This window comes from Corynebacterium poyangense, assembly GCF_014522205.1.
Taxonomy (GTDB): domain Bacteria; phylum Actinomycetota; class Actinomycetes; order Mycobacteriales; family Mycobacteriaceae; genus Corynebacterium; species Corynebacterium poyangense.
This window is the reverse complement of record NZ_CP046884.1, coordinates 2,073,122-2,096,385: the sequence shown is the minus strand read 5'-3', so window position 1 is coordinate 2,096,385 and position 23,264 is coordinate 2,073,122. Positions and strand designations below refer to the sequence as shown.

The window sequence follows — 23,264 nt, the reverse complement described above, 5'->3', positions numbered from 1 at the left end:
TTCAGAGATAGTGAGATAATGGGGTGCATGAGTTTCAATGGAGATGTATTCGAAGTTTTAGACCGTGAGGCCTGCCTTGAACGCCTCAAGCGTGTCCAGTTGGGCCGAGTCGTTGTTCGCCGTTCTGATGAGATGGATATCTTCCCGGTGAACTACGTCGTTGATAATAAAGGAGATATTTATTTCCGGACTGCTGAAGGCAGTAAACTTTTCACGATTAACCTTAATCACGATGTGCTCTTTGAAGCCGATGATCGCGAAGGTGAAGTGGCATGGTCTGTAGTAGTAAAAGCCAATGCAGAAATTGTTGAGGACCAACAACAGCGGGCATACGCGGATCAACTTCCCCTTAAACCTTGGGCACCCACGTTGAAATACAACTGGGTCCGGATCAGTACTGAAGAAGACATCAGCGGCCGTGAATTTGAGGTAGCCGAAGAACCAGAGCGTTACTAACAGCTACACCAGAGGAATGTTCTCCTCCCGCCCAGTCCTAGGATAAAGTTGTCCTGCCGTTTTTTTGAGGAGGAGATCTTTAATGACTCGTGAGTCTGGAGCCCCGGCTGGCACCTACCGGTCAACCCGCGCCTATGCCTGGGGAATAGTCTTTTTTTCCGCTGTCGCTTTACTATTTTCGTCGCTCTTAATATACGAACGAATCTTTACGCTCGAAGATCCCACCCACATCCCCGCCTGCACCATCAATTCCTTCATCAGTTGTACTGATGTCATGAATACCCCCCAAGCAAAGGTGATTTTTGGCATCCCCAACACCATCTTTGGGGTTATCGGCTATAGCGTTTTCCTGACCTTAGGGGTCATCATGCTGGCCGGTTTCCACCCCCCGAAATGGATCTGGTACGGGATGCTTGCGGGAACGCTCATCGCTGCTCTCGGTAGCCATTGGTTGTTTTATCAATCTATTTTCGTCATTGTTGCACTGTGTCCCTATTGTGGCGCTGTCTGGGCATCCTCGATGGGAATGTTCATCAGCACTGTCGTTACCCTTTACCGCAGGCGTCGAGAAGCTGCAGGTTTAGCAGTATCCCGCGACATATGGCTTCCTACCGTGATCTGGGTGGTCTGGGTGTTGGCCATTGCTTTCCTGATTGGGGACCGGCTATTTTTCTAGTATTTTTCTAGGCAGCGCCCCCAAGGCGGCGTTCCTGAATAAGCTCCTCTAGAAACACAATGAGGTCACGCCAGCTGCCTTTCGAAGACATCAAATCGGCCGCGTCAATATTTCCGCATGTGTGGGCGCTGAGCTCCGCCTTTTCCGCGCGCCAGAGTATTTCCTCTAATTCACGCAGGGTTGCTTGGCTGAAATAGCGGTATAAATCCTTCATAGCCGAGTTCGACGGCGGACTATGATCTCCATTACCTTCCAATCCCATGGTGTTTTGCCTTTAGAAGAGCGCGTATCCGGCAATCCCGAGTCCGGGAATAGCGAGGAATACGGTCACCACCCAAATGAGAGCATAAATTTTTCGCTCCGATGCTAGCCACCCAAGGAATTCTGCGCAGCGTACAGGAACCTCACGCATGACAGGAATGACATAGAGCAGGAAGATGCCAAACACATTAAAGAGGGTGTGTACTAAAGCAATGGTCAGTGCCGCATCGGCGTGGGTGCCAGTAACGGCCATGGCGGCAATCAACGCGGTTGTGGTAGTCCCTACATTAGCCCCCAGGGTCATGGGATAAATCTGTCGGACGGTGAGGGTTCCCGCCCCCGCAAAGGGAACCATGGAAGAAGTGGTGACAGATGATGACTGTGCTGCCACGGTGACGATGAAACCAGCAAACATGGCGACCAAGGGCTTACCAGCGACCGCATTTTGCAGGAAGGTACGGGCCTTACCGACCATAATTGACTGCAGTACTTTCCCTAACCACGCTACGGCGAGGAAGATCATGGCGACGCCGAGCAGCATGGTTCCGATAGCAGCCACCTTATCTGAACCAGGTAAATAGCCCATGGCGCCGTCTACTCCGAGTTTGCTCGCGACAGGTTCGGTAATGGCACCAAGGAAATCCGCCTCACCAGGATCGGGGAGTACCGTCCCCTGCAACACGGAGCTTAACCAGGTAGCGGAGCGTTGAATGGGGTGGAAGATTAACTCCAGGGGAAGGAGGATAATCACCGCGAAAAGATTAAAAAAGTCATGCACCATAGCGGCGGCAAAGGCTCGACGGAACTGCTGCTTGGATCCAACCATGCCAAGCGAAGCCAAGGTGTTGGTGACCGAGGTACCGATATTAGCTCCCATGACCAGGGGAATAGCAACTTCTACTGGCATAGCTCCAACACCCACCGCGCTGACCACGATGGCTGTGGTCGTTGAAGAGGATTGCACTAAAGCGGTAGCGAGAATACCGACGAAGAGCCCGATGAGTGGGTTAGCGGCGAAATCGAAAAGCCCTTCTGCTGCTTGTCCACTGAGGGTTTTAAAACCATCTCCGATGACGGTGATAGCAACGATGAGCATGTAGAGGATGCCCACTGCAGCTATCCACAAAATCCACGAGGGAAGGGTTTGAAGGAGAGTGCGCGGGGCAGAAGGCTGATGGTGGCGAAGAAATTCCTCATCACTCATGTGTGAGCCCGAGGTGCGAGGTTGCCCCAGGTGCTTGCCCGTCAGATCTTCACGAATAAGAGTGTTCTCCCCACCATGATGAGGAGAGATACGCGCATTATCGGCTGTGGCGGTCATCTTCTGTCTTCTTTAATCACAACTAAAAAACCTAACAACAGTGATTTTCCTGGCGGGAGGTAACGAAAAGGTAAACGCTGTCCGGCCCGATTGTGAACATTCATAGAGAGCTTGGCAACATTGCCGCTGAGCGGATGCGAGGATGCTCTCCATCGGGTATAGGATGGTCCTTCATGGTTGAGATTCACCGTAAAAGAACGTCAATCCCCGGAGCTGCAGGAGCGGAAGCTGCCGGGTTGAGATGGTTAGCCGAAGCCAGTGACATTGTGGTGGCGGTCCACAAGGTGGGGGAGAATTATCTTGACATCACCCGTATCCCCACGGTGTCTCCGACCCCAGATGCGGCGCGCAGGGTGGGGCGGGAATTGGCTCGGATCCATGACGCTGGGGCCGCAGCACATGGATGCCCACCCGAGCATTGGGATGGTCCAAATTTCATTGGGACTCAACCTCAGGAGTGTTCACCCACCGAGGATTGGGCGACATTTTATGCTCAGCAAAGAGTGCTGCCCTTTGCCCGGGCGGCAGCTGACCAGGGGACATTGCGCCAGTCGGACCTCGGGGATGTGGAACATGCCCTGGAGTTGTTGGTGAAACAGCGATGGGATGTTGAACCTGCGCGACTTCACGGTGATTTATGGTCGGGCAATGTGTTATTTGGGTGCGACGGTCCGGTGTTGATTGATCCTGCCGCCCACGGAGGGCACCGGGAAACTGATTTAGCGATGCTAGCTTTATTTGGGGCGCCCTATCTGGCGGACATTCGGGCTGGTTATGAAGAAGTCCACCCGCTTCCTCAAGGGTGGCTGGACCGTACGTGTATTCACCAATTGCATCCCCTGGCCGTCCATGCTCTTACCCACGGTGCAGCCTATGGGGTTGAGTTAGGACACCAGGCTCGGGCAGCGATCCGGGTGTTGAGTTAGGTCAGGAGGAAGTCGTCTGCCACCAGGCGGCTGTAGGCCCAGGGGGAAGGTGCCGCTTGTGTTGGCCGTTACGCCATAGCTGCTCAATACGACCTTGGGCTTGAGGGCTCACCTGGCGGCCTTCCAAGTAATCATCGATATCCTGATACGTCACCCCTAATGCTTCCTCATCAGGCAGAGCTGGCCGGTCATCTTCTAAATCTGCGGTAGGAATTTTCAGCCAGGTTGATTCCGGGGCCCCTAAGTATTTCAAGATTTGCGCACCTTGACGTTTATTGAGGCCCTCCAAGGGCAATAGATCTGCTGCGCCATCACCAAATTTCGTGAAGAATCCGGTGAGGTTTTCGGCCGCGTGGTCTGTCCCTAGAACCAGGAGTCCATACTCGCCCGCCAAGGCATACTGCGCCACCATGCGCTGTCGAGCTTTGATATTTCCTCGATTGAAATCGCTAAGTTCGGTGCGTCCCAGTGCCTGCGCTACCGCTGAATCCAAAGCCGACGTCGCGCTTTCGATATTGATGGTGAGTCGGTGGTCAGGTTGAATAAAATCCAGTGCTCGTTGGGCGTCAGCCTCATCGGCTTGGATACCATGAGGAAGCCGAAGAGCCCAAAACTCTGCTTCTAGGTTGTGGTGTCGAGCCTGTTCTACCGCCATTTGGGCGAGTCTGCCGCAAAGCGTGGAGTCTTGTCCCCCAGATATTCCTAGGACGTAACCCCGCGCCCCGGTTGTGCGGAGGTAGTCAACTAAAAAGTTGCAGCGGTCCTGAACTTCCTTAGCTGGATCGATCAAGGGGCGGACATGCAGGGTAGATATGATCTTTTGCTGAAGAGTGCACTCGGGTGAAGACATGACCTTACCTTAGCTGAGGGGATAGGTTGCTGAATATGGAATCACAGACCCAGCAATCCCGCTATGTGCGCACGGTGTCCAGCGTGGCTGCGTTAGGCGGACTGCTTTTTGGTTATGACACCGGAGTAATGTCCGGGGCACTGCTATATATCACCCCAGAATTTCACATGACCCCTACCCAAGAGGGGCGAGTAACCGCCATGCTCCTTGTGGGGGCCGCTATCGGAGCCTTGCTTGGTGGTCGAATAGCAGAAATGCTAGGGCGCCGGCTCAGCCTCATCGTGGCTGCGGGGGTTTTCATCCTCGGATCACTATGGTGCGCCCTCTCTAGCTCGGTGTTCATGCTGGCTTCCGCTCGTACCTTTTTGGGCGTCGCGGTAGGCGCAGTGAGCATCGTCGCACCCATGTATATCGCCGAAATGGTACCGGCACGAGTCAGGGGACGTCTGGTCTCTCTCAACACCCTGATGATTGTGGTGGGACAACTTGTTGCCTACCTGGTCAACTCCGTATTGGCGTCCTCGGGAAATTGGCACCTGATGTTGGGTATGGCAGCTATCCCCGGAGCTATGCTGGGAATAGGGATGGTGCTTTTGCCCGATACCCCCTATTGGTATGCCCGACACAACCGTGTGGACCGTGCCCACGAGGTGGCGAACCGGGCGGGGATGCACTTAAGCGAATTTCTTGACGCGAAGGAAGAGCAGGGGCCATCGCGACGTAAAGAATGGCGAGCACTGCAACAACGATGGTTATTGATCACCGTAATGATTGCCATTGGGGTGGGTATAACTCAGCAAATCAGCGGAGTAAATGCAGTTATCTATTTTGCGCCGACCATGATGAGCCAAGTCGGAATTTCCACCACAAACTCGGTATATACCGCAATTCTTATTGGCGTAGTCAGTGTTGTTGCGTGCTGGATTGGTCTTAAAATTGTGGACCGAGTTGGTCGCCGTCGGCTCCTGACCATTGGTCTCAGTGGGAATGTTATCTCCCTCATTTTGGTGGCAATTATGTTTCGTCATGCCACCGAGTCCACCGCCATGGCTTATCTTTGCCTTGCTTTGATGGCCTTATTCGTCGCTTTCCAGCAGTCCGCGGTATCGCTGACAACGTGGCTGTTGATGAGTGAAATTGTTCCAGTACAGGTCCGCAGCATCGGCATGGGTATGGCGGGGTTGATGCTGTGGATCGCTAACTGGTTTGTGGCGCAGTTCTTCTTGCCTATGGTTGATGCCTTAAGCGCTACCGGGGCTTTTGGGGTATTTGCCGTCTTAGGAGCATTATCCCTGGTCTTTGTCCGAATCTTCGTTCCAGAAACAACCGGCCGCAGCCTGGAGGAAGTAAGCGAAGAATTTAGGCGTCGTTGGTCCTGAAGTTTAGACAGTTTGGTATAAGAGCCGTGGTGAGGTAACATGTACCCCCGTGTCATGACCGTGATGTCATGATTTTATCGAACTACGAGTCCCAGGAAAGGAGCGCCCGATGAAGGTCCGCAAGTCACTTCGGTCGCTGAAGAATAAGCCGGGCGCCCAGGTCGTGCGTCGCCGCGGCAAGGTCTACGTGATCAACAAGAAAGAGCCGCGCTTTAAAGCCCGTCAGGGTTAATGAGCCCGGGAATTGACCGCACTGAGTTTTTGAGATTCAGTGCGGTTTTGTTTTATTGTCCGACGCCCACCTAAATGTGATTTATACCACTATTTATGGTTTCATCCTGGGAGAATGACGCGAGTGTAGTTACATGCCCGACAGCTTCAAATTCTTAAGCCGCCACATGTGGGGTTCGGGGAACTACCATCCTGGGAATTCCCTCCGTGTAACTACTATATCTAGTGTCACTTGCAGCATATTCCCACAAAGTATAGTGTTATCCGTGTTGCCGCCAGCCGGTAGAGGAACAGCTCTTGGCGGCGAATGAGACCGGGGAAGGTCCCATTCACTAGGCATCCTGAAGCTGATTTTTTGAAGGACGGAACCATGGCTATCACCTTGTACACCAAGCCCGCTTGTATGCAGTGCAACGCCACGAAGAAGGCTTTGGATCGCGCCGGGTTGGAGTACACCACCGTTGACATCAGCCTTGATGATGACGCACGTGATTACGTCATGGCTTTGGGGTATCTTCAGGCCCCGGTCGTAGAAGTCAATGGACAGCATTGGTCCGGCTTCCGTCCTGATCGGATCCGCTCCCTGGCTGCAGAAGTTGCTTAACGCAGCTAGCCCCTGTTCGTACCGTCTCTGAATCTTTCGAGGCGGTCTTTACAATATCTAGCCCCCTAGCTCCCACAATATAAGGAAGTGATCGACGTGCTGGTGGTGTACTTCTCCTCAGCTACGGAGAATACCCATCGCTTCGTCCAGAAGCTTGGTTTACCTGCGCAACGAATTCCCCTGCGACGTAGCGATCCGCCGCTTATTGTCGATGAACCCTACGTGTTGATTTGTCCAACCTATGGCGGTGGGGCGGGAATCCTGAACCAGAATTCTCGTCCAGTACCACCCCAGGTCATTCGGTTCCTTAATAACAAGCACAATCGCAGCTTGATTCGCTGTGTGGTGGCGAGCGGGAACTCTAATTTTGGGGTGGATTATGGCAAAGCCGGAGATGTGATCTCAGAAAAATGCCATGTCCCTTATGTCTATCGATTTGAGCTGTTGGGCACGGATGAAGATGTCCGCGTCCTCCGTGCAGGACTGCGCGCTCATGCGCGAGCTCTTGGCTTTGAAAATCCAGTATTGAGTGATTCTGTGGGGTCTGCTGCCCAACCGGGATCCGCCTCTTAACTTGAAAGGTTCTTTCCTATCACCATGTCCCAGAATGCCCACGCTTCATCGGTTACAGAACCCACTATCCAGCACCAGCAGATGGACTATCATGCATTAAACGCCTTGCTCAATCTTTATGATGAGGACGGCAAGATCCAATTCGATAAAGATCGCGCAGCCGCGAGGCAATTCTTTTTGCAACATGTCAACCAGAACACCGTTTTCTTCCATGATTTGAAAGAAAAACTCAATTACTTGGTTGACAATGACTATTATGATCCGGAAACCCTAGAGCCTTATAGCTTTGAATTTATTAAATCTCTCTTCCAGAGAGCGTATGGCTATAAATTCCGGTTCAAAACTTTCTTGGGAGCCTATAAGTACTACACGTCTTATACCCTGAAAACATTCGACGGCCGGCGCTACCTAGAGCGCTTTGAAGACCGGGTCTGCATGGTGGCCCTCTATTTGGCTCGTGGCGATGAATCTTTAGCTGAGCATTTGGTCGATGAAATCATTACTGGTCGGTTCCAGCCCGCAACTCCAACGTTTTTAAACGCCGGCAAGGCCCAGCGCGGAGAACTGGTTTCTTGTTTCTTGCTGCGCATTGAAGACAACATGGAATCCATTGGTCGAGCAATTAACTCTGCGCTGCAGCTATCGAAGCGCGGAGGCGGTGTGGCGCTATTACTTAGCAATCTCCGAGAAGCAGGAGCCCCCATCAAAAAGATTGAGAACCAATCATCCGGGGTCGTTCCCGTCATGAAGCTGCTCGAAGATTCCTTCTCCTACGCCAACCAACTGGGGGCTCGCCAAGGGGCTGGGGCGGTGTACCTCAATGCTCACCACCCAGATATCTTGACCTTCTTGGACACCAAGCGGGAGAATGCTGATGAAAAAATTCGTATTAAGACTCTATCGCTGGGTGTGGTGATCCCGGATATTACATTCGAATTGGCGAAGAAGAACGATGACATGTACCTCTTCTCGCCCTACGACGTAGAGCGGGTGTACGGCAAGCCTTTCTCAGATATCTCTATTACTGAGCATTATGCAGAAATGCTCGAAGACGACCGTATTCGAAAGAAGAAGATCAACGCCCGGCAATTCTTCCAAACGTTGGCGGAGGTGCAATTTGAATCCGGTTATCCCTATATCATGTTTGAAGATACCGCTAACCGGGCAAATCCCATTGAAGGTAGGGTAACGCACTCTAATTTATGTTCGGAGATTTTGCAGATCTCCACCCCTTCGGTGCTGAATGATGATCTCACCTATCAGGAAGTCGGAGAGGATATCTCCTGCAATCTTGGGTCCCTCAACATAGCTCTATCTATGGATTCTCCCGATTTTGCACGCACCATTGAAACAGCTATTCGTGGGCTCACTGCTGTATCCGAACGGACCTCAATTGATTCTGTTCCCTCAATCCGTAAAGGCAATAATGCTGCCCACGCTATTGGGTTAGGACAGATGAACCTTCACGGTTTCCTTGGCCGGGAACGAATCCATTATGGTTCTGAAGAAGGCCTCGATTTTACGAACGCATATTTCGCGGCTGTGCTTTACCAGTGCCTGCGGGCGTCGAATAAAATAGCTCGCGAAAAGGGGCGGAGCTTTGAAAAGTTCGAGACTTCTGACTACGCCAGCGGAGCCTATTTTGATCGCTTTGACCCTGCGGATTTTGCCCCTAAAACCCCTAAGGTTCAGGAACTTTTTGAGCGTTCCTCGGCCCATATCCCCACCGCGGAAGATTGGGAAAACCTCAAACATGATGTCATGAAAGATGGGCTATACAACCGCTATCTTCAGGCGATTCCACCTACCGGATCCATCTCTTATATCAATAACTCAACGTCGTCTATTCACCCCATTGCGTCGAAGGTGGAGATCCGCAAAGAAGGCCGAATTGGCCGGGTCTATTACCCAGCCCCCCATATGGACAATGACAACCTGGAGTACTATGCCGACGCCTACGAAGTCGGTTACCGGAAAATCATTGACACCTATGCGGTGGCGACAAAATACGTTGACCAGGGCTTATCTTTGACCCTGTTCTTCCCAGCAGACGCAACTACCCGCGATATTAACCGGGCACAAATCTACGCGTGGTCTCATGGGATCAAAACGCTGTACTACATTCGGCTTCGTCAAATTGCGCTGCAAGGAACCGAAGTGGAAGGGTGCGTAAGCTGTATGCTCTAGCGCACCGTGAGCAGGCGGCCGCCATAGGGAAAGAAAAGACCTAGGCGGTCGTTTTTTGTTCGCTAAGACTCTAAGAACGCATTGACTTCAGCCAGAATCGCGTGAGTAAGCCGTTCAGCTTCGGCACCATCTCCTCGGGCGATGGCTTGGGCTAAGTCCACATGATGATCCATCACACCCTCAGCGGGGGTTGCCGGCTGCAGGCGATGTGCGGTGCGGGCTTGCAAGACCATCAATAACAGGGGTGTTAGCCCGGAGAACATCTCATTGTGGGAAGCTTCCAAAAGCACACTGTGGAATTCACAATCGGCGATGAGGAATTCCTGGGTGTTGGCTTTCCGTTCATTGCCAAGGCAGGCAAGTTCTGCGGCTAGCTCTACTAACCTTTCTCGCTGTGCCTCTGAAGCAAATTCCGCACTTCGACGAGCTGCTAAGGGTTCAATCCCTATTCTTAATTCATTTAAAGAACGAAGTTGAGGGATTCGTAGCTCTCGGTCTTCAAGCCGCAGCCTAATAATTAAGGGATCAAAGGCATTCCAGTGGCTTCTATCTAAGACGGTGATTCCCACCCGCCGTGAAGCAGAGGCGAGTCCACGTTGTTCCAAAGCCCGCATGACTTCTCGGGAAACAGTACGAGAGATATCAAAGCGTTGACCAATATCATTAAGGGTAAAAACCTGGCCTGGTTTAATCCGACCGGTAATAATGTCCCCGGCTATCACATCAAGGACTGAGTCCAGGATGGGTACGGCAGTGGGGTAGACGCACTGTTGATCTTTCATGACGGACAACTCCGAGAAACTAGGTTGGTTCCTTAAAAGTTTAAGGCAATTTTCTTAGAAAGATAACGGAAAACGGCTGTCGATCGACAGCCGTTGGGGGAGCGGGGGTAATGAATTTCTTAGCGGGAGCCCAATTCCGCGTCGATTCTCAGGATGCCAGAGCCGGAATCTCCGGCAATCCGCAGGCGATCCAAAATTTCGTTCACAGTCGCCTCTTCTTCGATTTGTTCCTCCAGGAAAGAGTTAATCAACGGGCGAGAATCCCAATCTTTATGCTCATCTTGAAGCTCTGCTAACCGACGGATTTTTGCCGATACTGCACGCTCATGGTTGAGGGCAGCTTCGAATGCCTCGACGGCATTGGAGATCTTCAGGATAGGAGCATTGATGTTATTGATTTGGGGCAGGATCTCACGGTCAAGAAGATGCTGAGAGAATCGTGCGGCGTGCTCTAATTCTTCTTCATGCTGCTTTTTCATCCATGCGCTCATCCCCAGGAGGCCTAGGTCATCGAGAATGTAGGAGAGCTGAAGGTAGAGCATCGAGGCTTCGATCTCAGCAGTTACTTGGTCATTGAGTGCATCCTGAAGTTGTTCGTTAATAGCCATAACAGCAATCTAAACCAGTCCCTGATAGGTTGCACCTAAGGTAAGCGTCGGTTTACCTGGAGATTCGCACTATTTAAGACAACTATTCCCGTAATATGGGATGTCTAAGGTTTGGCGATGATGGCTTTGCCCTCTTTGTGAAACCTAAAAAGTGCAGGTGGTTGAAGTGGTTACTATGGGGTATGTCACATAGTTTGTGGCGGGTGAGATTTTGCATTTATCACGTCTGCTCGGCTCAGTTGTTGATCGCCGCGGCTCTACCGGCAGCTATTGCCGTGATAATTGGGTTGTCATATCCCAGAAATGCGGCGGAGGATCGGTCTGCCCTGATCACCGTCTGAGGTGACGGGTAGACTGAGGGAACCTGCTATCCGGCACCTCAGCCTCCTGGGGTTCTTGCCGAGTTGGCGAAAATGACGTGAACTTTAGGGAGTAAGCATGACGGCAGATACGCCCTCACAACACGATTGTGGTCCTTTCTTTGATCGCTATCCCGGGCCAGTTGAAGCGATCAACTGGAACGAAATTCCCGATGAGAAGGACCTTGAGGTGTGGGATCGCCTCACTGCCAATTTCTGGCTTCCAGAAAAGGTGCCGGTATCCAACGATGTCAAAACCTGGGCCACGCTCAGTCCGGTAGAGAAGCAAACCACCATGAGGGTTTTTACTGGTCTTACCTTGCTCGATACCATTCAGGGCACGGTGGGGGCAGTGTCGTTATTGCCCGACGCGGAGACGCTGCACGAAGAGGCGGTGTACACCAACATTGCCTTTATGGAGTCAGTTCACGCGAAGAGTTACTCCAATATCTTTATGACCTTGGCTTCTACCCGGGAAATTAATGACGCCTTCCGGTGGTCAGCCGAGAATGAAAATCTGCAGCGTAAAGCTAAAATCGTTATGTGCTATTACGCCGGTGAGGATCCGCTCAAGCGGAAAGTTGCCTCCGTACTATTGGAGTCTTTCCTTTTTTATTCAGGCTTTTATTTGCCGATGTATTGGTCTGCGCATGCAAAGCTGACTAATACTGCAGATATTATTCGGCTGATTATTCGAGATGAAGCAGTCCATGGATATTACATCGGTTATAAGTTCCAGAAAGGCCTAAAAAAGGAGAGCGAACAACGCCAAGAGGAGATCAAAGAGTATGCCTATGATCTTCTTTATGAGCTCTATGAAAATGAGATCCAATACACCGAGGATCTCTATGATGAGCTTGGCTGGACTGAGGATGTTAAGCGTTTTCTTCGTTATAACGCCAATAAGGCTTTGAACAACCTGGGCTTTGAAGGTCTATTCCCGGCCGATGACACCCGAGTTTCGCCGGAAATTCTCTCTGCGCTTTCGCCCAACGCCGATGAGAACCATGACTTCTTCTCAGGTTCTGGGTCCTCCTATGTGATGGGCAAAGCTGAAGATACTACTGATGAGGATTGGGACTTTTAGCCCGCAAAGAGGTTCGATGCCTACCCGGCGTCGAAAATCACGCACTTTCACCCTAGCTTTCCTGTCTAGGCGAGGTAGTGGGTAACCGCTACCTCGCTTTTCTCAGTCTTGATCAATCTTTGGGTTGATCCCAAGAGGGGGGTGAAAAACCTTTCTCGCTTCAGGGCGCCCAAGTGAGGAGTGTCACAAAAAAACAATTCCTGCTGCCGTTTTTTCTCAGGAAACCCGGCATTCGGGCTGGAATCACTTGAGCTCTGCCTCATAACCAGGTGGTCTTAGATATTTTCCACCCCCGTTGGAACCATGCCGAGCTGGATTAGTTCCTCATGCTCTCTTAAGATAGATCCGTGAAACCCTTGGGCATTTCTGTAACCTTCAGAGCTGCCCACGTAGTCAGGAGGATCATATGACCGCTGTGGAGCCACGGCTTGACAATTACGTCGAGCCTACCCGGCCTAATCCCACCGGGCATGACCGTAAAGGGTCTAGAGCCTGGATGATGCTTACCACAACTGATCACAAGCAGTTGGGCATCATGTACATCATCATGTCCTTCAGCTTCTTCTTCCTGGGAGGGCTGATGGCACTGTTGATCCGTGCGGAACTCTTCTCGCCGGGTCTGCAATTCTTATCCAATGAGCAGTTCAACCAGCTGTTCACCATGCACGGCACCGTCATGCTGCTGCTTTACGGCACCCCCATCGTCTGGGGCTTCGCTAACTATGTGCTTCCGCTCCAGATCGGAGCGCCCGACGTTGCTTTCCCGCGTCTGAACGCTTTCGGCTTCTGGATCACCACCGTCGGTGGTGTAGCCATGCTCGCCGGTTTCCTTACCCCAGGTGGAGCCGCTGACTTCGGCTGGACCATGTATTCCCCGCTTTCCGACGTGCTCTACACCCCAGGTATTGGTGCAGACTTGTGGATCGTGGGTGTCGGTGCAACTGGTGTAGGTACCGTTGCATCTGCCATCAACATGCTGACCACTATTCTCTGCCTACGCGCACCGGGCATGACCCTGTTCCGGATGCCGATTTTCACCTGGAACATCTTCGTCACCTCGGTCATCGTACTCATGATCTTCCCCTTGCTACTGGCCGCCGCCCTGGGCGTGCTCTATGACCGCAAGCTCGGCGGACACATCTATGATCCCGGTAATGGTGGCGCTATCCTGTGGCAGCACCTGTTCTGGTTCTTCGGACACCCCGAGGTCTATGTTTTGGCTCTGCCCTTCTTTGGCGTGATCTCTGAAATCATCCCCGTCTTCTCGCGGAAACCGATGTTCGGCTACATCGGCCTGGTCTTCGCGACCTTGTCCATCGGTGCTCTCTCGATGGCAGTGTGGGCACACCACATGTTCGTGACCGGCGCCATCTTGCTGCCGTTCTTCTCCTTCATGACCTTCCTCATCGCGGTCCCCACCGGCGTGAAGTTCTTCAACTGGGTTGGAACCATGTGGGGTGGCCACATCACCTGGGAGACCCCGATGATCTGGTGCCTAGGCTTTATGGCAACCTTCCTTTTCGGTGGTATGACCGGCATCATGTTGGCTTCTCCTCCGTTGGACTTCCATATCTCTGAGTCCTACTTCTTGATTGCGCACTTCCACTACACCCTCTTCGGTACCGTGGTATTCGCGTCCTGCGCTGGCGTCTACTTCTGGTTCCCGAAGATGACCGGACGTATGCTGGATGAACGGCTCGGCAAGATTCACTTCTGGTTGACCTTCATCGGTTTCCATGGCACCTTCATGGTTCAGCACTGGCTGGGCAACATGGGTATGCCACGTCGTTACGCTGACTACCTCGACACCGATGGCTTCACCCTGCTGAACCAGATCTCCACGGTATTTGCCTTCTTGCTGGGTCTTTCTGTTCTCCCGTTCATCTGGAATGTCTTTAAGTCCTGGCGCTACGGTGAAGTGGTCACCGTCGATGATCCCTGGGGTTATGGCAACTCCCTGGAGTGGGCTACCTCCTGCCCGCCGCCGCGCCACAACTTCGTATCCCTGCCGCGAATCCGCTCCGAGCGTCCCGCTTTTGAGCTGCACTATCCACACGTGGTTGAACGGATGCGTGCTGAAAACCATGGTGGAAAGTTTGAGCCCTCAGGCACCGCCGGTAAGCACGACGAAACGGTCGGAGTTCGTTAAAAAGTTTCTAGCGAAACTACCTACCTGACTACACAGCCCCTGGTTCTATCCTCGATGGAAGGAGCCAGGGGCTTCGGTCGTAGCTGAGAAGTGCCATGACAAAATAGAGTGGTGACTGATCAGCCAGAAAAAATTTCTCCACCTCTTCAACCCGGGTTCGCGCCAGCTGTCATTACCGTAACTGGTCCAGATCGACCAGGAGTTTCCGCGGCGACTTTCCGCGTTTTGTCCTCACACGACGTTCAGCTTCTCGACGTCGAGCAATCTCAATTCCGTGGTCGACTCTCCCTGGCGGCGTTCGTGGCTTTCCCCCCGGAAGCAGAATCAAAACTACGATCCGGATTACAGGGAACACTTAGTTCCTACGGGCAGTCAGTAACTGTTGAAGTCAGTGATCGGGTCCAAAAGTCTCACCCGCGTTCCACCCACATGATGGTGGTGCTTGGTAATCCCGTCACCGCCCGTGATGTATCTAGGATTGGGCAGACCTTGGCAGATTTCGGGGCGAATATTGACCGCATCCGTGGGATTGCTGATTATCCGGTAACCGGGCTAGAGTTTCGACTCCGGGTCCCCAACCCGAATCCTGGGGGATCACGCACATTGCGCGCGGCGTTGGCAGCCCTGACCCCTGAACTGGGAGTGGATATTGCGATAGAGCGAGCGGGCCTGTTGCGTCGCTCCAAACGACTGGTCTGCTTTGATTGCGACTCCACCTTAATTACCGGAGAGGTAATTGAAATGCTCGCCGCTCATGCCGGGCGTGAAGCTGAAGTAGCCGCGGTCACCGAGCGGGCCATGCGGGGGGAAATAGATTTTGCTGAATCTCTCAGAGAACGAGTCCGGGCTCTTGCTGGCCTTGATGCGTCGGTCATTGAAGAAGTTGCCAAAGCTATTGTGCTGAGCCCCGGCGCGCGCACAACCATCAGAACATTAAAGCGATTGGGTTACTCCACCGCCGTCGTATCAGGAGGTTTCACCCAAGTGCTCGATTATGTGGTGGATGACTTAGGGATCGATTATGCACGGGCCAACGAGCTAGAAATCCTCGATGGAAAGCTTACTGGCAACGTGGTCGGCGACATCGTCGATAGAGAAGCAAAAGCGAGATTTTTGAAAGAATTCGCCGATGCAGAAGGAGTCCAAATGCATCGGACCGTGGCGGTGGGCGATGGTGCTAATGACATTGACATGTTATCGGCCGCTGGCCTCGGAATTGCCTTCAATGCAAAACCAGCGCTCAAAGAGGTTGCCGATACCTCCGTCAACAATCCCTTCCTTGATGAAGTGCTGTATATGTTGGGGATCCCTCGATCTGAAATAGAAGCATCGGACCTGGAAGACGGCAATTTCCACCGAGTACCACTAACACCATAATGGAGTTTTCTCGCCAGTCTTATAACCTCCTGCATTCGCTTGCAGCAGGTGGTCCACGTACCGAGGATCCGGATGATCCAGTAACAGTCCAGGCGATGCAAATTGTGTTGCACCTCCCCAAACAGGATCCGCCTTTGCGGTCAGAACTACTCGCTGTAGCCGCCCAGGCTGTAGCCGCAGTATGTCTGGACCCACGGGCAGCTACAGATCCGGCCTGGCGCCAAGCCCTGCACGGTTGGTATTCCCATCGAATACGGAAGGTAAGCCGACGAGCTCGCAATAAGGGCTGGAGGGATGTGCAGAAGTTACCGGGAATCACCGCGGTGGCTGAGAATAATCCGGATGCTCAAGCGCGTGCCTTTCTTCCCGGTCCGGTAAATATGGTTCCCCCTGCGTTGCGGAGGTTACAAATTGCCGGCACAGACTTGCCGCCAGATCCGACACCGCCCCTCCTGTCTCCGATGGGAAAGCATGAGCTATTAGTTGGAGTAGATGCTTCCTTGGCGATGACTCTGGGTAAGGCGGCTGCGCAGGTGGGTCATGCAGCTATGTTGTGGGCAGCGCGAAAACCTGCAGACGTTGTGGGGCGCTGGGTATCGGCAAATATGCCAATTCGGGCTGTCGAATTGTCTCATGAGCAGTTTCAACATCTAGCTAATGATCCGGACACCATTGTGGTGCACGATGCCGGCTTCACTGAGGTTGCCCCCGGCTCGGTCACCGCGTTAGCTACCGATACACTCAATATTCGTGACTGATTGTGCGTCGGAAATCCCAGATACGGCCCTCTTGCTGGAAGCTGCGGTGGAGGCTTTAGGGGGCGCCCCACGGGAAGGCCAACAGCGCATGGCACAAGCGGTAACGCAGGCGATGGACACTGGACGCCACCTTGCAGTACAGGCGGGAACTGGTACCGGTAAGTCTTTGGCGTATCTGGTGCCGGCGTTGCGCCATGCCCAGGCTACGGGGGGAACAGTTGTTGTATCAACAGCAACCATTGCGCTGCAAAATCAATTAGTTCAGCGGGATTTGCCACGCCTCGTGAAGGCGCTCGACGCACATTTGGAGCGCACCCCCACCTTCGCGATTATGAAAGGCCGCTCCAACTATGTATGTCTCAACCGAATATCTGCAGAAGACATGGGTGAGCCGAGTCAGGCGTTGATCGAGGAAGAAGAACTTTCGTGGATGGGGAAACAAGTCGCCAGAGTGCGAGAATGGGCAGAGAACACAGAAACGGGAGATCGAGATGATCTGGAACCGGGGGTGCCCGATCTTGCCTGGCGCATGGTGTCAGTTACTGCCCGTGAATGCGTCGGAGCAAAGACTTGCGCTCATGGTGCGGAGTGTTTTGCTGAGCAAGCGCGCAATTCAGCCCGCGATGTTGATGTTGTGGTCACTAATCACGCCTTGCTCGCCATTGATGCGCTTTCGGATATTCAGATTTTGCCGGAGCATGATGTAGTAATTGTCGATGAAGCGCATGAATTAGATAGCCGGATCACCTCGGTAGCGTCAAATTCTCTATCGGGGACCATGCTGCGGATGGCTGCGCGTCGAGCCAAAAAACTGTCCGGTAAAGAAGCTAAAGTTCAAGGTTTAGAAGATAGTGCTGCGGCTTTTGAAGAAGCGCTGGAGAATCAAGTTATAGGCCGGTGGACTACCTTAGATCCGCGGATGAAGGATCTCATGGAGGGGCTGCGGGATGATCTGTTTCAGTTGCGCCAACGGCTGGGGCGTGGGCCAGAAGATGAGGCCGCAAAGAACCCCGAGCAAGCAGCCGAGCGCCATAACCTTTGTAACCACTTGATGGAGTTGCATGATTCTGTCGTGCGGATGCTGCAGGTGTTTGACGAGCCTGATCCTGCTCGACACTCTGATGTGGTCTGGCTGGACATGGATGGTCGTCGGGGAGTTTCGCTGCAAGTCGCACCCCTGTCCGTGGCAGGACTGCTGCACAGCCGGTTATTTAGCGAAAAAACTGTGATCCTAACATCGGCGACGTTGACGGTGGGCGGGAATTTTTCGGCGCTAGCTGCGTCATGGGGTTTAGCAAAAGGATCCTGGGACGGACTAGACGTGGGGTACCCCTTCGTCCCCGAGCGCTCAGGAATCCTCTACGTGGCGCGGCATCTACCAGCGCCGGGGCGCGAAGGTTTATCGCCCGAAACCCTTCAAGAAATGAAGGAACTCATCATGGCGGCAGGAGGGCGGACCCTGGGGTTATTTTCCTCGCGGAGAGCAGCTCAACAAGCTACCGAATCACTCCGGCCCCAACTTCCCTTTGATATTTTGCTTCAAGGTGACGAAGCAACCGGGGTGTTAGTTCGACGCTTCGCTGAATCAGAAAACGTCTGTCTTTTTGGCACTTTAAGCCTGTGGCAGGGAGTAGACGTGCCGGGACGATCACTTTCTCTCGTACTCATTGATCGGATTCCCTTCCCCCGCCCCGATGATCCCTTGCTCCAAGCCCGAAAAGAAGCCGCTGACGCCGAAGGGCGTAACGGCTTTATGGAAGTATCGGCAACCCATGCAGCGTTGTTATTAGCCCAAGGCGCCGGGCGGCTCCTACGTCGTATCGACGATAGAGGAGTAGTAGCAGTCTTGGACAACCGCCTCGTGACCCGACGCTATGGCAGCTTCTTTTGTGCCTCAATGCCTCGCTTTTGGCAAACCACAGATCCCGACATCGTTAAGGGAGCACTGCGGCGGTTGGTATCGCCTCAGAGCAAGGGTTAGTTTCGCAGATAGGCGGTCTTGAGCGGGGCGCCAACGGCAATGCGATACGCCGTGGTGTAGGCAAGAACGCTATAGGGTGAGACGACAAGTACCCCGATCAGGGTGAAACCAGCAATGATGGAGAACAGGGTGATCAGTACCAAAAGCCCAATGGTGGCACCGAGGTTTTTCTTGAGGACGTTCACCGAACTGCGGAGAGCGTGAATGACACCCTGAGGTGTATTTGCTGCAGCATAGACGCTGAAAACTAATAATAGGCTGAAAAGGATTAGGAGAAGGGAGCAGAGTAAAAAGACGAAGGGATTCAGCGATACCCAGGTGACGATGGAGAACAGGATCAGGCCGGGAATAGAGGCGATGATGTTGACGAGAAAAACTAGTCCTCCGCCGTGAAAGTCGAAAAATCCACGGAGACCGGCAAAGGGTTGACCACCGATGATTCGTGCGCTGCTGAGGACAATGGCGATAGAGAAAGCTAAACTCAGTACGCAGATTATCCCGTACGCTAGCCAAAATTCGGGACCGACCTCAAAAGGTACATCGGTTTTCTGGTCATAGGTAGCACCTCTTGAGGGAGAGGCGATGATTGCGACCACAACGAGAACGATCAAGAGGAGGATGAAAAGGGCATAGGCGCCTACCAATGTTTTCCAATGCTCTTTAAAAGCATTCCAGCTAATGCTCAAGGTATCCCCGATGGTGAATTTCCCAGGTCGCTCTGGGCTTCGTTGAGGATCACTGATAGTTTCCGAAGAAGTCGGTTGGGGATGGTAGGTTCCCCAGTTAGGGGAATCCTCAGGATGGGGAGAGAAATTTTGTGGTGGTTGAGACATGGAGCCAGTCTACAATGTCAATCTATTTATTTCTCAGCATCGGTGCCCCTGGCGGAATCCTAGAAACCTAAGAAACGGGTAGAAATTGCGGGCTCGTCCCGAGACAGAGCTAACCCCTCCCAAGGTAGAGATACCAATTGCTGTGCTAAGTATTCGCGCGCCTCGCTGAGGGAAGGTTGGTCGGAAACTATTTCTCCATCGCGGATGAGCGGATGAGTTAACTCCAAGCAGTGCAGGTGCGGGAAGTCTGGACGCGGTGCAGTGAAGGGATACACAATTTCTTCTATGGCTGTACCACTGGCCCGATGGGTTCGGAGAGCTTTTTTAGTACCCCCAGTAGTTGCTTTCCCTCGAGATCGTTTGGCCACCGGGTGTCCATTCACCTCCACTAATTTATAAACCATGTGGGCGGTTGGCGCGCCTGAACCAGTAACCACCGAGGTGCCTACCCCGAAACAATCAATGGGATCGCCCCTCAGCCCGGCGATCGTGAACTCATCAAGATCTGACGACACGACGATTTTTGTGTTATAGGCGCCGAGCTCATCTAATTGCGCTCGGACGCGTCGGGTAATAGCGCCAAGATCACCGGAATCAATCCGCACTCCGCCTAGTTCAGTCCCGGCTACCTCAATGGCGTTTCTTACTCCTTGGGATATGTCGTACGTGTCGACCAGTAGGGTTGTGCCAATCCCTAATGCCTCTACTTGGGCCTTAAATGCTGCTTTCTCATCTGGTTCGCCCTTCTCGTTAACGTGGAGGAGAGTCCATGCGTGGGCGGAAGTGCCCGAGGCGGGGATGCCATAGCGGAAGCTCGCCTCCATGTTGGAGGTTGCTTGAAAACCGGCAAGATAAGCCGCACGGGAAGCAGTGACTGCGGAGTATTCGTGCGTACGTCGGGACCCCATTTCCATGATGGGGCGACCATCGGCGGCGGTAACCATGCGGGCTGCGGCAGAAGCAACCGCGGAGTCTGCATTCATGATGGAAAGAATGACGGTTTCTAAAACAACGCATTCAGCGAAAGAACCGCGGACCGTGAGCAGTGGGGAATAGGGGAAATACAGTTCTCCCTCGCGGTAGCCATCGATATGCCCAGAGAATCGGAAGCGGCGCAAATACTCGATGGTGCTTTCTTGAAGGAAATCCAGGGTGGCGAGTTGCTCCTCGGTGAAAACATAATGTCGTACTGCTTCTAAGACGCGTTCGGTTCCAGCTACTACGCCATACCGACGTTCATTAGGAAGTTTTCTGGCAAAAACTTCAAAAGTGCATTGCCGGTCTGCGGTGCTATCCCGAAGAGCGGCTTCTAGCATGGTTAATTCGTATTTATCAGTAAGAAAAGCGGTGGAGGAAGAAGTCACAGTATTTATCCTATCGCGGGGAGAAATCGGCACTAAGTTCACCGGGCCGCACCTCATGATGCTCTCAGCTTGGCTAGGCTATGTGGCATGAGTGAGGTAGAAGATATCGCCCGGGATACAGTGCGTGCCATGGGCTCGCCGATGGCCACTCCAGAACTTGATGAAAACATTGAGATGGAAGTGTTAACCGGCGAAAATTTACCCTGGCTGTGCATCGTCTGGGATGATCCAGTTAATTTAATGAGTTATGTTGCCTATGTGTTCCAAACCGTCCTAGGGTATTCCCGTAAACGCTCGCAGGAACTGATGCGTCGGGTTCATACCGAAGGCAAAGCGGTAGTTTCTAGTGGCGAACGGGACAAAGTGGAAGGCGATGTGAAGAAGCTTCATACCGCTGGGCTTTGGGCAACAATGCAGCAGGCAGGGTGAGAAATGCAACCGTGGCGGAAGAAGAAAGGTCTGATGCGTCAGGTCAGGTTCCAGTGTGTGTTAGAACCGCTGGAGCGAGAAATCCTCGGAAATATGAGCTCGACGGTAGCTGAGGCGTTGATTGCTCGGGCACAGTCATCGCCGAAGGATGAATTGGCCGAAATGACTGGCTTGTCATCCGGGCATAAAGAAGCCCCAGAAGACCCAGCCTTGGCCCGACTCTTACCTGATTTTGAACGTGATGGCGATGAAGAGTTTGAAGGCGACAACTCTTTACTGCGTTCCTTCCATGAAAATGACATTATTCGGGCAAAGCTGAGCAACTTACAGGTTGTCAATACGGCGCTCGGGCCAGACGGCGGTGTAGAAATCAATCTCAGTGAAGAAGAGGCACATGCTTGGGTGGCCGCTATCAACGATATGCGGCTCTACCTTCTCACCGAGGGGCAAGTAGATACCAGCCCGTTGGATATCGACACTGTCGCTGAATGGCTCGCTTATAACCAGGATTCTCTTCTCGATGTCTTACTTGGCTAATCCTTCAACCCGCCCCCGCCCATCGCGGATAGCTACCGGTGTGCGTTATGCCCTTGGGTATGTAGTCCTGATCTGGGCGGTGTTTTTTATAAACCTGTTTGTTTTCGGCGGAACTCTCAACGCCTTAGGTATCCATCCCCTGGATCCTTCGGCATGGTGGCATATTTTTGTCAGCCCTCTTCTCCACGCAAATCTAGAACACCTCATCTCCAACTCTGCCCCCGGCGCTATCTTTTGTTTCCTCATTGGGTTATCGGGGCGACGAGCCTTTTGGGAAGTAACCTTCATCAGCCTCATCATCGGCGGCATCGGAGTGTGGCTATTTGGTGGGGTTGGGACCAACCACATCGGTGCTTCCGGGCTGATTTACGGGTGGCTAGCCTACCTCGTTATACGAGGAATATTCAATCGAAGCTTCAGCCAAATCCTGTTGGGGGTCATCCTGGGATTCTGCTATTCCGGGCTCGTATGGGGCGTGCTCCCCGGCGTTCCTGGAATATCATGGCAGGCGCATCTCTTTGGAGGGATCGGCGGAGCTCTTGCGGGCATGGTGATCCGATCCGATGACCCGCCTGCTCTTCAAGCTCGACGCCAGCAGCGGCTCCCATCGTCGATGGAACAATAAAACCCGACTATGGTGTGTTAAGTGAATTATTCGCAGCAGCATGTGCCCGGCCCGAGCTCATACCCCGGACTGAATGATCCGAATGCTCCGATCGGGATATTTGATTCGGGAGTAGGCGGTTTGACGGTGGCGCGCACCATCATGGACCAGCTTCCGGGTGAATCCATCATCTACATCGGCGATACCGCCCATAGCCCCTATGGGCCGCTGCCCTTGCCACTGGTCCGAACCTATGCAACGGAGATTGCTGATGAATTAGTAGCCCGCGGCTGCAAAATGATTGTGATTGCGTGCAATACTGCGTCTTCGGCTTTTCTTCGCGATGCTCGTCAGCGCTATAAGGTTCCGGTCGTCGAAGTTATTTTGCCAGCCGTCAAACGGGCGGTAGCTACCACCCGCAATGGCAAAGTTGGTGTTATTGGCACCGTAGGCTCGATGACCGCTGGGGCTTACCAGGATTTGTTTGCTGCGAGTCCCGGAGTGGAGGTTTTTACCCAAGCCTGCCCTCGATTTGTAGAATTCGTGGAACGCGGCATCACCACTGGGCCCGAGATTTTAGGAATCGCCCAGGAGTATGTGGCTCCGCTGAAAGCCGCCGGGGTCGACACCTTGGTGTTGGGGTGCACCCACTATCCACTCTTAAGCGGTGTCATCCAGTTGGCCATCGGGGATGAGGTAACGCTGGTGTCGAGTTCGGAAGAGTCTGCCAAAGATGTCGTTCGACAACTCAGCAGCATGGAATTATTGGCTTCGCCCGAGGCAGAAGTCACCCGAGTATTCGAGTCCACCGGCGACCCCTTGCTTTTTGCTTCGCTTTCGCGCCGCTTCTTAGGTCCGACGCTGACCCAGGTTACACAGGCTGGATATAGTTCAGTTCGATTCCACGATTAAAAAGTGGCACAGTTAAAGCC

24 protein-coding genes are annotated in these 23,264 nt (G+C 53.0%); 17 read left to right on the top strand and 7 right to left on the bottom strand.

Annotated elements, in window-relative coordinates:
* Positions 1-27 precede the first annotated feature (27 nt).
* Both GP475_RS09920 and GP475_RS09915 read left to right on the top strand, forming a co-directional pair.
* On the top strand, positions 28-456 hold the full coding sequence (locus tag GP475_RS09920) for a pyridoxamine 5'-phosphate oxidase family protein (protein WP_187974223.1): 429 nt from the start codon (positions 28-30) through the stop codon (positions 454-456).
* An 82-nt stretch (positions 457-538) separates the two neighbouring features.
* On the top strand, positions 539-1,132 hold the full coding sequence (locus GP475_RS09915) for a vitamin K epoxide reductase family protein (RefSeq protein ID WP_187974222.1): 594 nt from the start codon (positions 539-541) through the stop codon (positions 1,130-1,132).
* A gap of 7 nt (positions 1,133-1,139) precedes the next feature.
* Here the strand turns inward: GP475_RS09915 and GP475_RS09910 are convergent, their stop codons facing one another.
* Together GP475_RS09910 and GP475_RS09905 are read right to left on the bottom strand one after the other, a co-directional pair.
* Positions 1,140-1,394 (bottom strand): hypothetical protein, encoded by a 255-nt coding sequence (locus tag GP475_RS09910; protein ID WP_187974221.1) that lies wholly within the window; start codon positions 1,392-1,394, stop codon positions 1,140-1,142.
* Between the two features lie 12 nt (positions 1,395-1,406).
* A complete protein-coding gene (locus GP475_RS09905; RefSeq protein WP_223144653.1) occupies positions 1,407-2,714 on the bottom strand; it encodes a Na/Pi symporter in 1,308 nt (435 codons plus the stop codon).
* A 173-nt stretch (positions 2,715-2,887) separates the two neighbouring features.
* On the opposite strand from GP475_RS09905, the gene GP475_RS09900 reads away from it, so the two are divergent.
* The gene (locus tag GP475_RS09900; RefSeq protein ID WP_187974220.1) at positions 2,888-3,640 is read left to right on the top strand and encodes a fructosamine kinase family protein; all 753 of its coding nucleotides are present in this window, start codon (positions 2,888-2,890) and stop codon (positions 3,638-3,640) included.
* A 1-nt stretch (position 3,641) separates the two neighbouring features.
* Here GP475_RS09900 and nadE read toward each other — a convergent pair whose 3' ends face one another.
* A complete protein-coding gene (gene nadE / locus GP475_RS09895) occupies positions 3,642-4,490 on the bottom strand; it encodes an ammonia-dependent NAD(+) synthetase (RefSeq protein ID WP_187974219.1) in 849 nt (282 codons plus the stop codon).
* A gap of 35 nt (positions 4,491-4,525) precedes the next feature.
* On the opposite strand from nadE, the gene GP475_RS09890 reads away from it, so the two are divergent.
* The 5 genes from GP475_RS09890 to nrdE all read left to right on the top strand — a co-directional run bounded on the left by GP475_RS09890 (position 4,526) and on the right by nrdE (position 9,464).
* Positions 4,526-5,869, top strand: coding sequence for a sugar porter family MFS transporter (locus GP475_RS09890; RefSeq protein ID WP_187974218.1), 1,344 nt, complete (start codon positions 4,526-4,528; stop codon positions 5,867-5,869).
* 109 nt (positions 5,870-5,978) lie between these two features.
* A complete protein-coding gene (gene ykgO, locus GP475_RS09885) occupies positions 5,979-6,101 on the top strand; it encodes a type B 50S ribosomal protein L36 (protein WP_005511141.1) in 123 nt (40 codons plus the stop codon).
* 369 nt (positions 6,102-6,470) lie between these two features.
* The gene (nrdH, locus tag GP475_RS09880; RefSeq protein ID WP_187974217.1) at positions 6,471-6,704 is read left to right on the top strand and encodes a glutaredoxin-like protein NrdH; all 234 of its coding nucleotides are present in this window, start codon (positions 6,471-6,473) and stop codon (positions 6,702-6,704) included.
* A 96-nt stretch (positions 6,705-6,800) separates the two neighbouring features.
* On the top strand, positions 6,801-7,277 hold the full coding sequence (nrdI, locus tag GP475_RS09875) for a class Ib ribonucleoside-diphosphate reductase assembly flavoprotein NrdI (RefSeq protein WP_187975904.1): 477 nt from the start codon (positions 6,801-6,803) through the stop codon (positions 7,275-7,277).
* Positions 7,278-7,301: 24 nt separating this feature from the next.
* Positions 7,302-9,464 carry a class 1b ribonucleoside-diphosphate reductase subunit alpha gene (gene nrdE, locus GP475_RS09870; RefSeq protein WP_187974216.1) on the top strand — a complete coding sequence of 721 codons (2,163 nt, stop codon included), beginning with the start codon at positions 7,302-7,304 and terminating at the stop codon, positions 9,462-9,464.
* A gap of 62 nt (positions 9,465-9,526) precedes the next feature.
* Here the strand turns inward: nrdE and GP475_RS09865 are convergent, their stop codons facing one another.
* Positions 9,527-10,246 (bottom strand): FadR/GntR family transcriptional regulator, encoded by a 720-nt coding sequence (locus GP475_RS09865; RefSeq protein WP_187974215.1) that lies wholly within the window; start codon positions 10,244-10,246, stop codon positions 9,527-9,529.
* A 119-nt stretch (positions 10,247-10,365) separates the two neighbouring features.
* Positions 10,366-10,854, bottom strand: a complete 489-nt coding sequence (locus tag GP475_RS09860) for a ferritin (protein WP_187974214.1) — start codon at positions 10,852-10,854, stop codon at positions 10,366-10,368.
* A 438-nt stretch (positions 10,855-11,292) separates the two neighbouring features.
* Here GP475_RS09860 and nrdF point away from each other — a divergent pair, with 438 nt between their 5' ends.
* From nrdF to GP475_RS09835, 5 genes are all read left to right on the top strand, one after another.
* Positions 11,293-12,300 (top strand): class 1b ribonucleoside-diphosphate reductase subunit beta, encoded by a 1,008-nt coding sequence (nrdF, locus tag GP475_RS09855; RefSeq protein ID WP_187974213.1) that lies wholly within the window; start codon positions 11,293-11,295, stop codon positions 12,298-12,300.
* 406 nt (positions 12,301-12,706) lie between these two features.
* The gene (ctaD, locus tag GP475_RS09850) at positions 12,707-14,449 is read left to right on the top strand and encodes an aa3-type cytochrome oxidase subunit I (RefSeq protein WP_262485180.1); all 1,743 of its coding nucleotides are present in this window, start codon (positions 12,707-12,709) and stop codon (positions 14,447-14,449) included.
* Between the two features lie 111 nt (positions 14,450-14,560).
* Entirely contained in the window at positions 14,561-15,826 is a 1,266-nt protein-coding gene (serB, locus tag GP475_RS09845) for a phosphoserine phosphatase SerB (RefSeq protein ID WP_224400621.1), read from the top strand.
* Positions 15,826-16,584, top strand: a complete 759-nt coding sequence (locus GP475_RS09840; RefSeq protein ID WP_187974212.1) for a peptidyl-tRNA hydrolase — start codon at positions 15,826-15,828, stop codon at positions 16,582-16,584. The genes serB and GP475_RS09840 overlap by 1 nt, the downstream gene beginning before the upstream one ends.
* The gene (locus GP475_RS09835) at positions 16,577-18,565 is read left to right on the top strand and encodes an ATP-dependent DNA helicase (protein WP_262485179.1); all 1,989 of its coding nucleotides are present in this window, start codon (positions 16,577-16,579) and stop codon (positions 18,563-18,565) included. Before GP475_RS09840 ends, GP475_RS09835 begins: the two co-directional genes overlap by 8 nt.
* Here GP475_RS09835 and GP475_RS09830 read toward each other — a convergent pair.
* Both GP475_RS09830 and GP475_RS09825 read right to left on the bottom strand, forming a co-directional pair.
* The gene (locus GP475_RS09830; RefSeq protein ID WP_187974211.1) at positions 18,562-19,398 is read right to left on the bottom strand and encodes a hypothetical protein; all 837 of its coding nucleotides are present in this window, start codon (positions 19,396-19,398) and stop codon (positions 18,562-18,564) included. The two genes, GP475_RS09835 and GP475_RS09830, sit on opposite strands and share 4 nt — an antisense overlap.
* Positions 19,399-19,457: 59 nt before the next feature.
* A complete protein-coding gene (locus GP475_RS09825) occupies positions 19,458-20,819 on the bottom strand; it encodes a nicotinate phosphoribosyltransferase (RefSeq protein ID WP_187974210.1) in 1,362 nt (453 codons plus the stop codon).
* A gap of 30 nt (positions 20,820-20,849) precedes the next feature.
* Here GP475_RS09825 and clpS point away from each other — a divergent pair, with 30 nt between their 5' ends.
* From clpS to murI, 4 genes are read left to right on the top strand one after another with little or no spacing between them, the layout of a single operon-like run.
* Positions 20,850-21,191, top strand: a complete 342-nt coding sequence (gene clpS / locus GP475_RS09820) for an ATP-dependent Clp protease adapter ClpS (protein ID WP_262485178.1) — start codon at positions 20,850-20,852, stop codon at positions 21,189-21,191.
* A gap of 3 nt (positions 21,192-21,194) precedes the next feature.
* On the top strand, positions 21,195-21,728 hold the full coding sequence (locus GP475_RS09815; protein WP_187974209.1) for a DUF2017 domain-containing protein: 534 nt from the start codon (positions 21,195-21,197) through the stop codon (positions 21,726-21,728).
* On the top strand, positions 21,712-22,353 hold the full coding sequence (locus tag GP475_RS09810) for a rhomboid family intramembrane serine protease (RefSeq protein WP_187974208.1): 642 nt from the start codon (positions 21,712-21,714) through the stop codon (positions 22,351-22,353). The genes GP475_RS09815 and GP475_RS09810 overlap by 17 nt, the downstream gene beginning before the upstream one ends.
* A gap of 21 nt (positions 22,354-22,374) precedes the next feature.
* Complete coding sequence (murI, locus tag GP475_RS09805) at positions 22,375-23,244, top strand: glutamate racemase (RefSeq protein ID WP_224400627.1); 870 nt, start codon at positions 22,375-22,377, stop codon at positions 23,242-23,244.
* The last annotated feature ends 20 nt before the right edge of the window (positions 23,245-23,264 follow it).

Bases quoted from the DNA above. Each gene is read 5' to 3' on its own strand.
- GP475_RS09920 (WP_187974223.1), top strand. From the start codon at position 28: ATGAGTTTCAATGGAGATGTATTCGAAGTTTTAGACCGTGAGGCCTGC.
- GP475_RS09915 (WP_187974222.1), top strand. From the start codon at position 539: ATGACTCGTGAGTCTGGAGCCCCGGCTGGCACCTACCGGTCAACCCGC.
- GP475_RS09910 (WP_187974221.1), bottom strand. From the start codon at position 1,394: ATGGGATTGGAAGGTAATGGAGATCATAGTCCGCCGTCGAACTCGGCT.
- GP475_RS09905 (WP_223144653.1), bottom strand. From the start codon at position 2,714: ATGACCGCCACAGCCGATAATGCGCGTATCTCTCCTCATCATGGTGGG.
- GP475_RS09900 (WP_187974220.1), top strand. From the start codon at position 2,888: ATGGTTGAGATTCACCGTAAAAGAACGTCAATCCCCGGAGCTGCAGGA.
- nadE (WP_187974219.1), bottom strand. From the start codon at position 4,490: ATGTCTTCACCCGAGTGCACTCTTCAGCAAAAGATCATATCTACCCTG.
- GP475_RS09890 (WP_187974218.1), top strand. From the start codon at position 4,526: ATGGAATCACAGACCCAGCAATCCCGCTATGTGCGCACGGTGTCCAGC.
- ykgO (WP_005511141.1), top strand. From the start codon at position 5,979: ATGAAGGTCCGCAAGTCACTTCGGTCGCTGAAGAATAAGCCGGGCGCC.
- nrdH (WP_187974217.1), top strand. From the start codon at position 6,471: ATGGCTATCACCTTGTACACCAAGCCCGCTTGTATGCAGTGCAACGCC.
- nrdE (WP_187974216.1), top strand. From the start codon at position 7,302: ATGTCCCAGAATGCCCACGCTTCATCGGTTACAGAACCCACTATCCAG.
- GP475_RS09865 (WP_187974215.1), bottom strand. From the start codon at position 10,246: ATGAAAGATCAACAGTGCGTCTACCCCACTGCCGTACCCATCCTGGAC.
- GP475_RS09860 (WP_187974214.1), bottom strand. From the start codon at position 10,854: ATGGCTATTAACGAACAACTTCAGGATGCACTCAATGACCAAGTAACT.
- nrdF (WP_187974213.1), top strand. From the start codon at position 11,293: ATGACGGCAGATACGCCCTCACAACACGATTGTGGTCCTTTCTTTGAT.
- ctaD (WP_262485180.1), top strand. From the start codon at position 12,707: ATGACCGCTGTGGAGCCACGGCTTGACAATTACGTCGAGCCTACCCGG.
- GP475_RS09840 (WP_187974212.1), top strand. From the start codon at position 15,826: ATGGAGTTTTCTCGCCAGTCTTATAACCTCCTGCATTCGCTTGCAGCA.
- GP475_RS09830 (WP_187974211.1), bottom strand. From the start codon at position 19,398: ATGTCTCAACCACCACAAAATTTCTCTCCCCATCCTGAGGATTCCCCT.
- GP475_RS09825 (WP_187974210.1), bottom strand. From the start codon at position 20,819: ATGAGGTGCGGCCCGGTGAACTTAGTGCCGATTTCTCCCCGCGATAGG.
- clpS (WP_262485178.1), top strand. From the start codon at position 20,850: ATGAGTGAGGTAGAAGATATCGCCCGGGATACAGTGCGTGCCATGGGC.
- GP475_RS09815 (WP_187974209.1), top strand. From the start codon at position 21,195: ATGCAACCGTGGCGGAAGAAGAAAGGTCTGATGCGTCAGGTCAGGTTC.
- GP475_RS09810 (WP_187974208.1), top strand. From the start codon at position 21,712: ATGTCTTACTTGGCTAATCCTTCAACCCGCCCCCGCCCATCGCGGATA.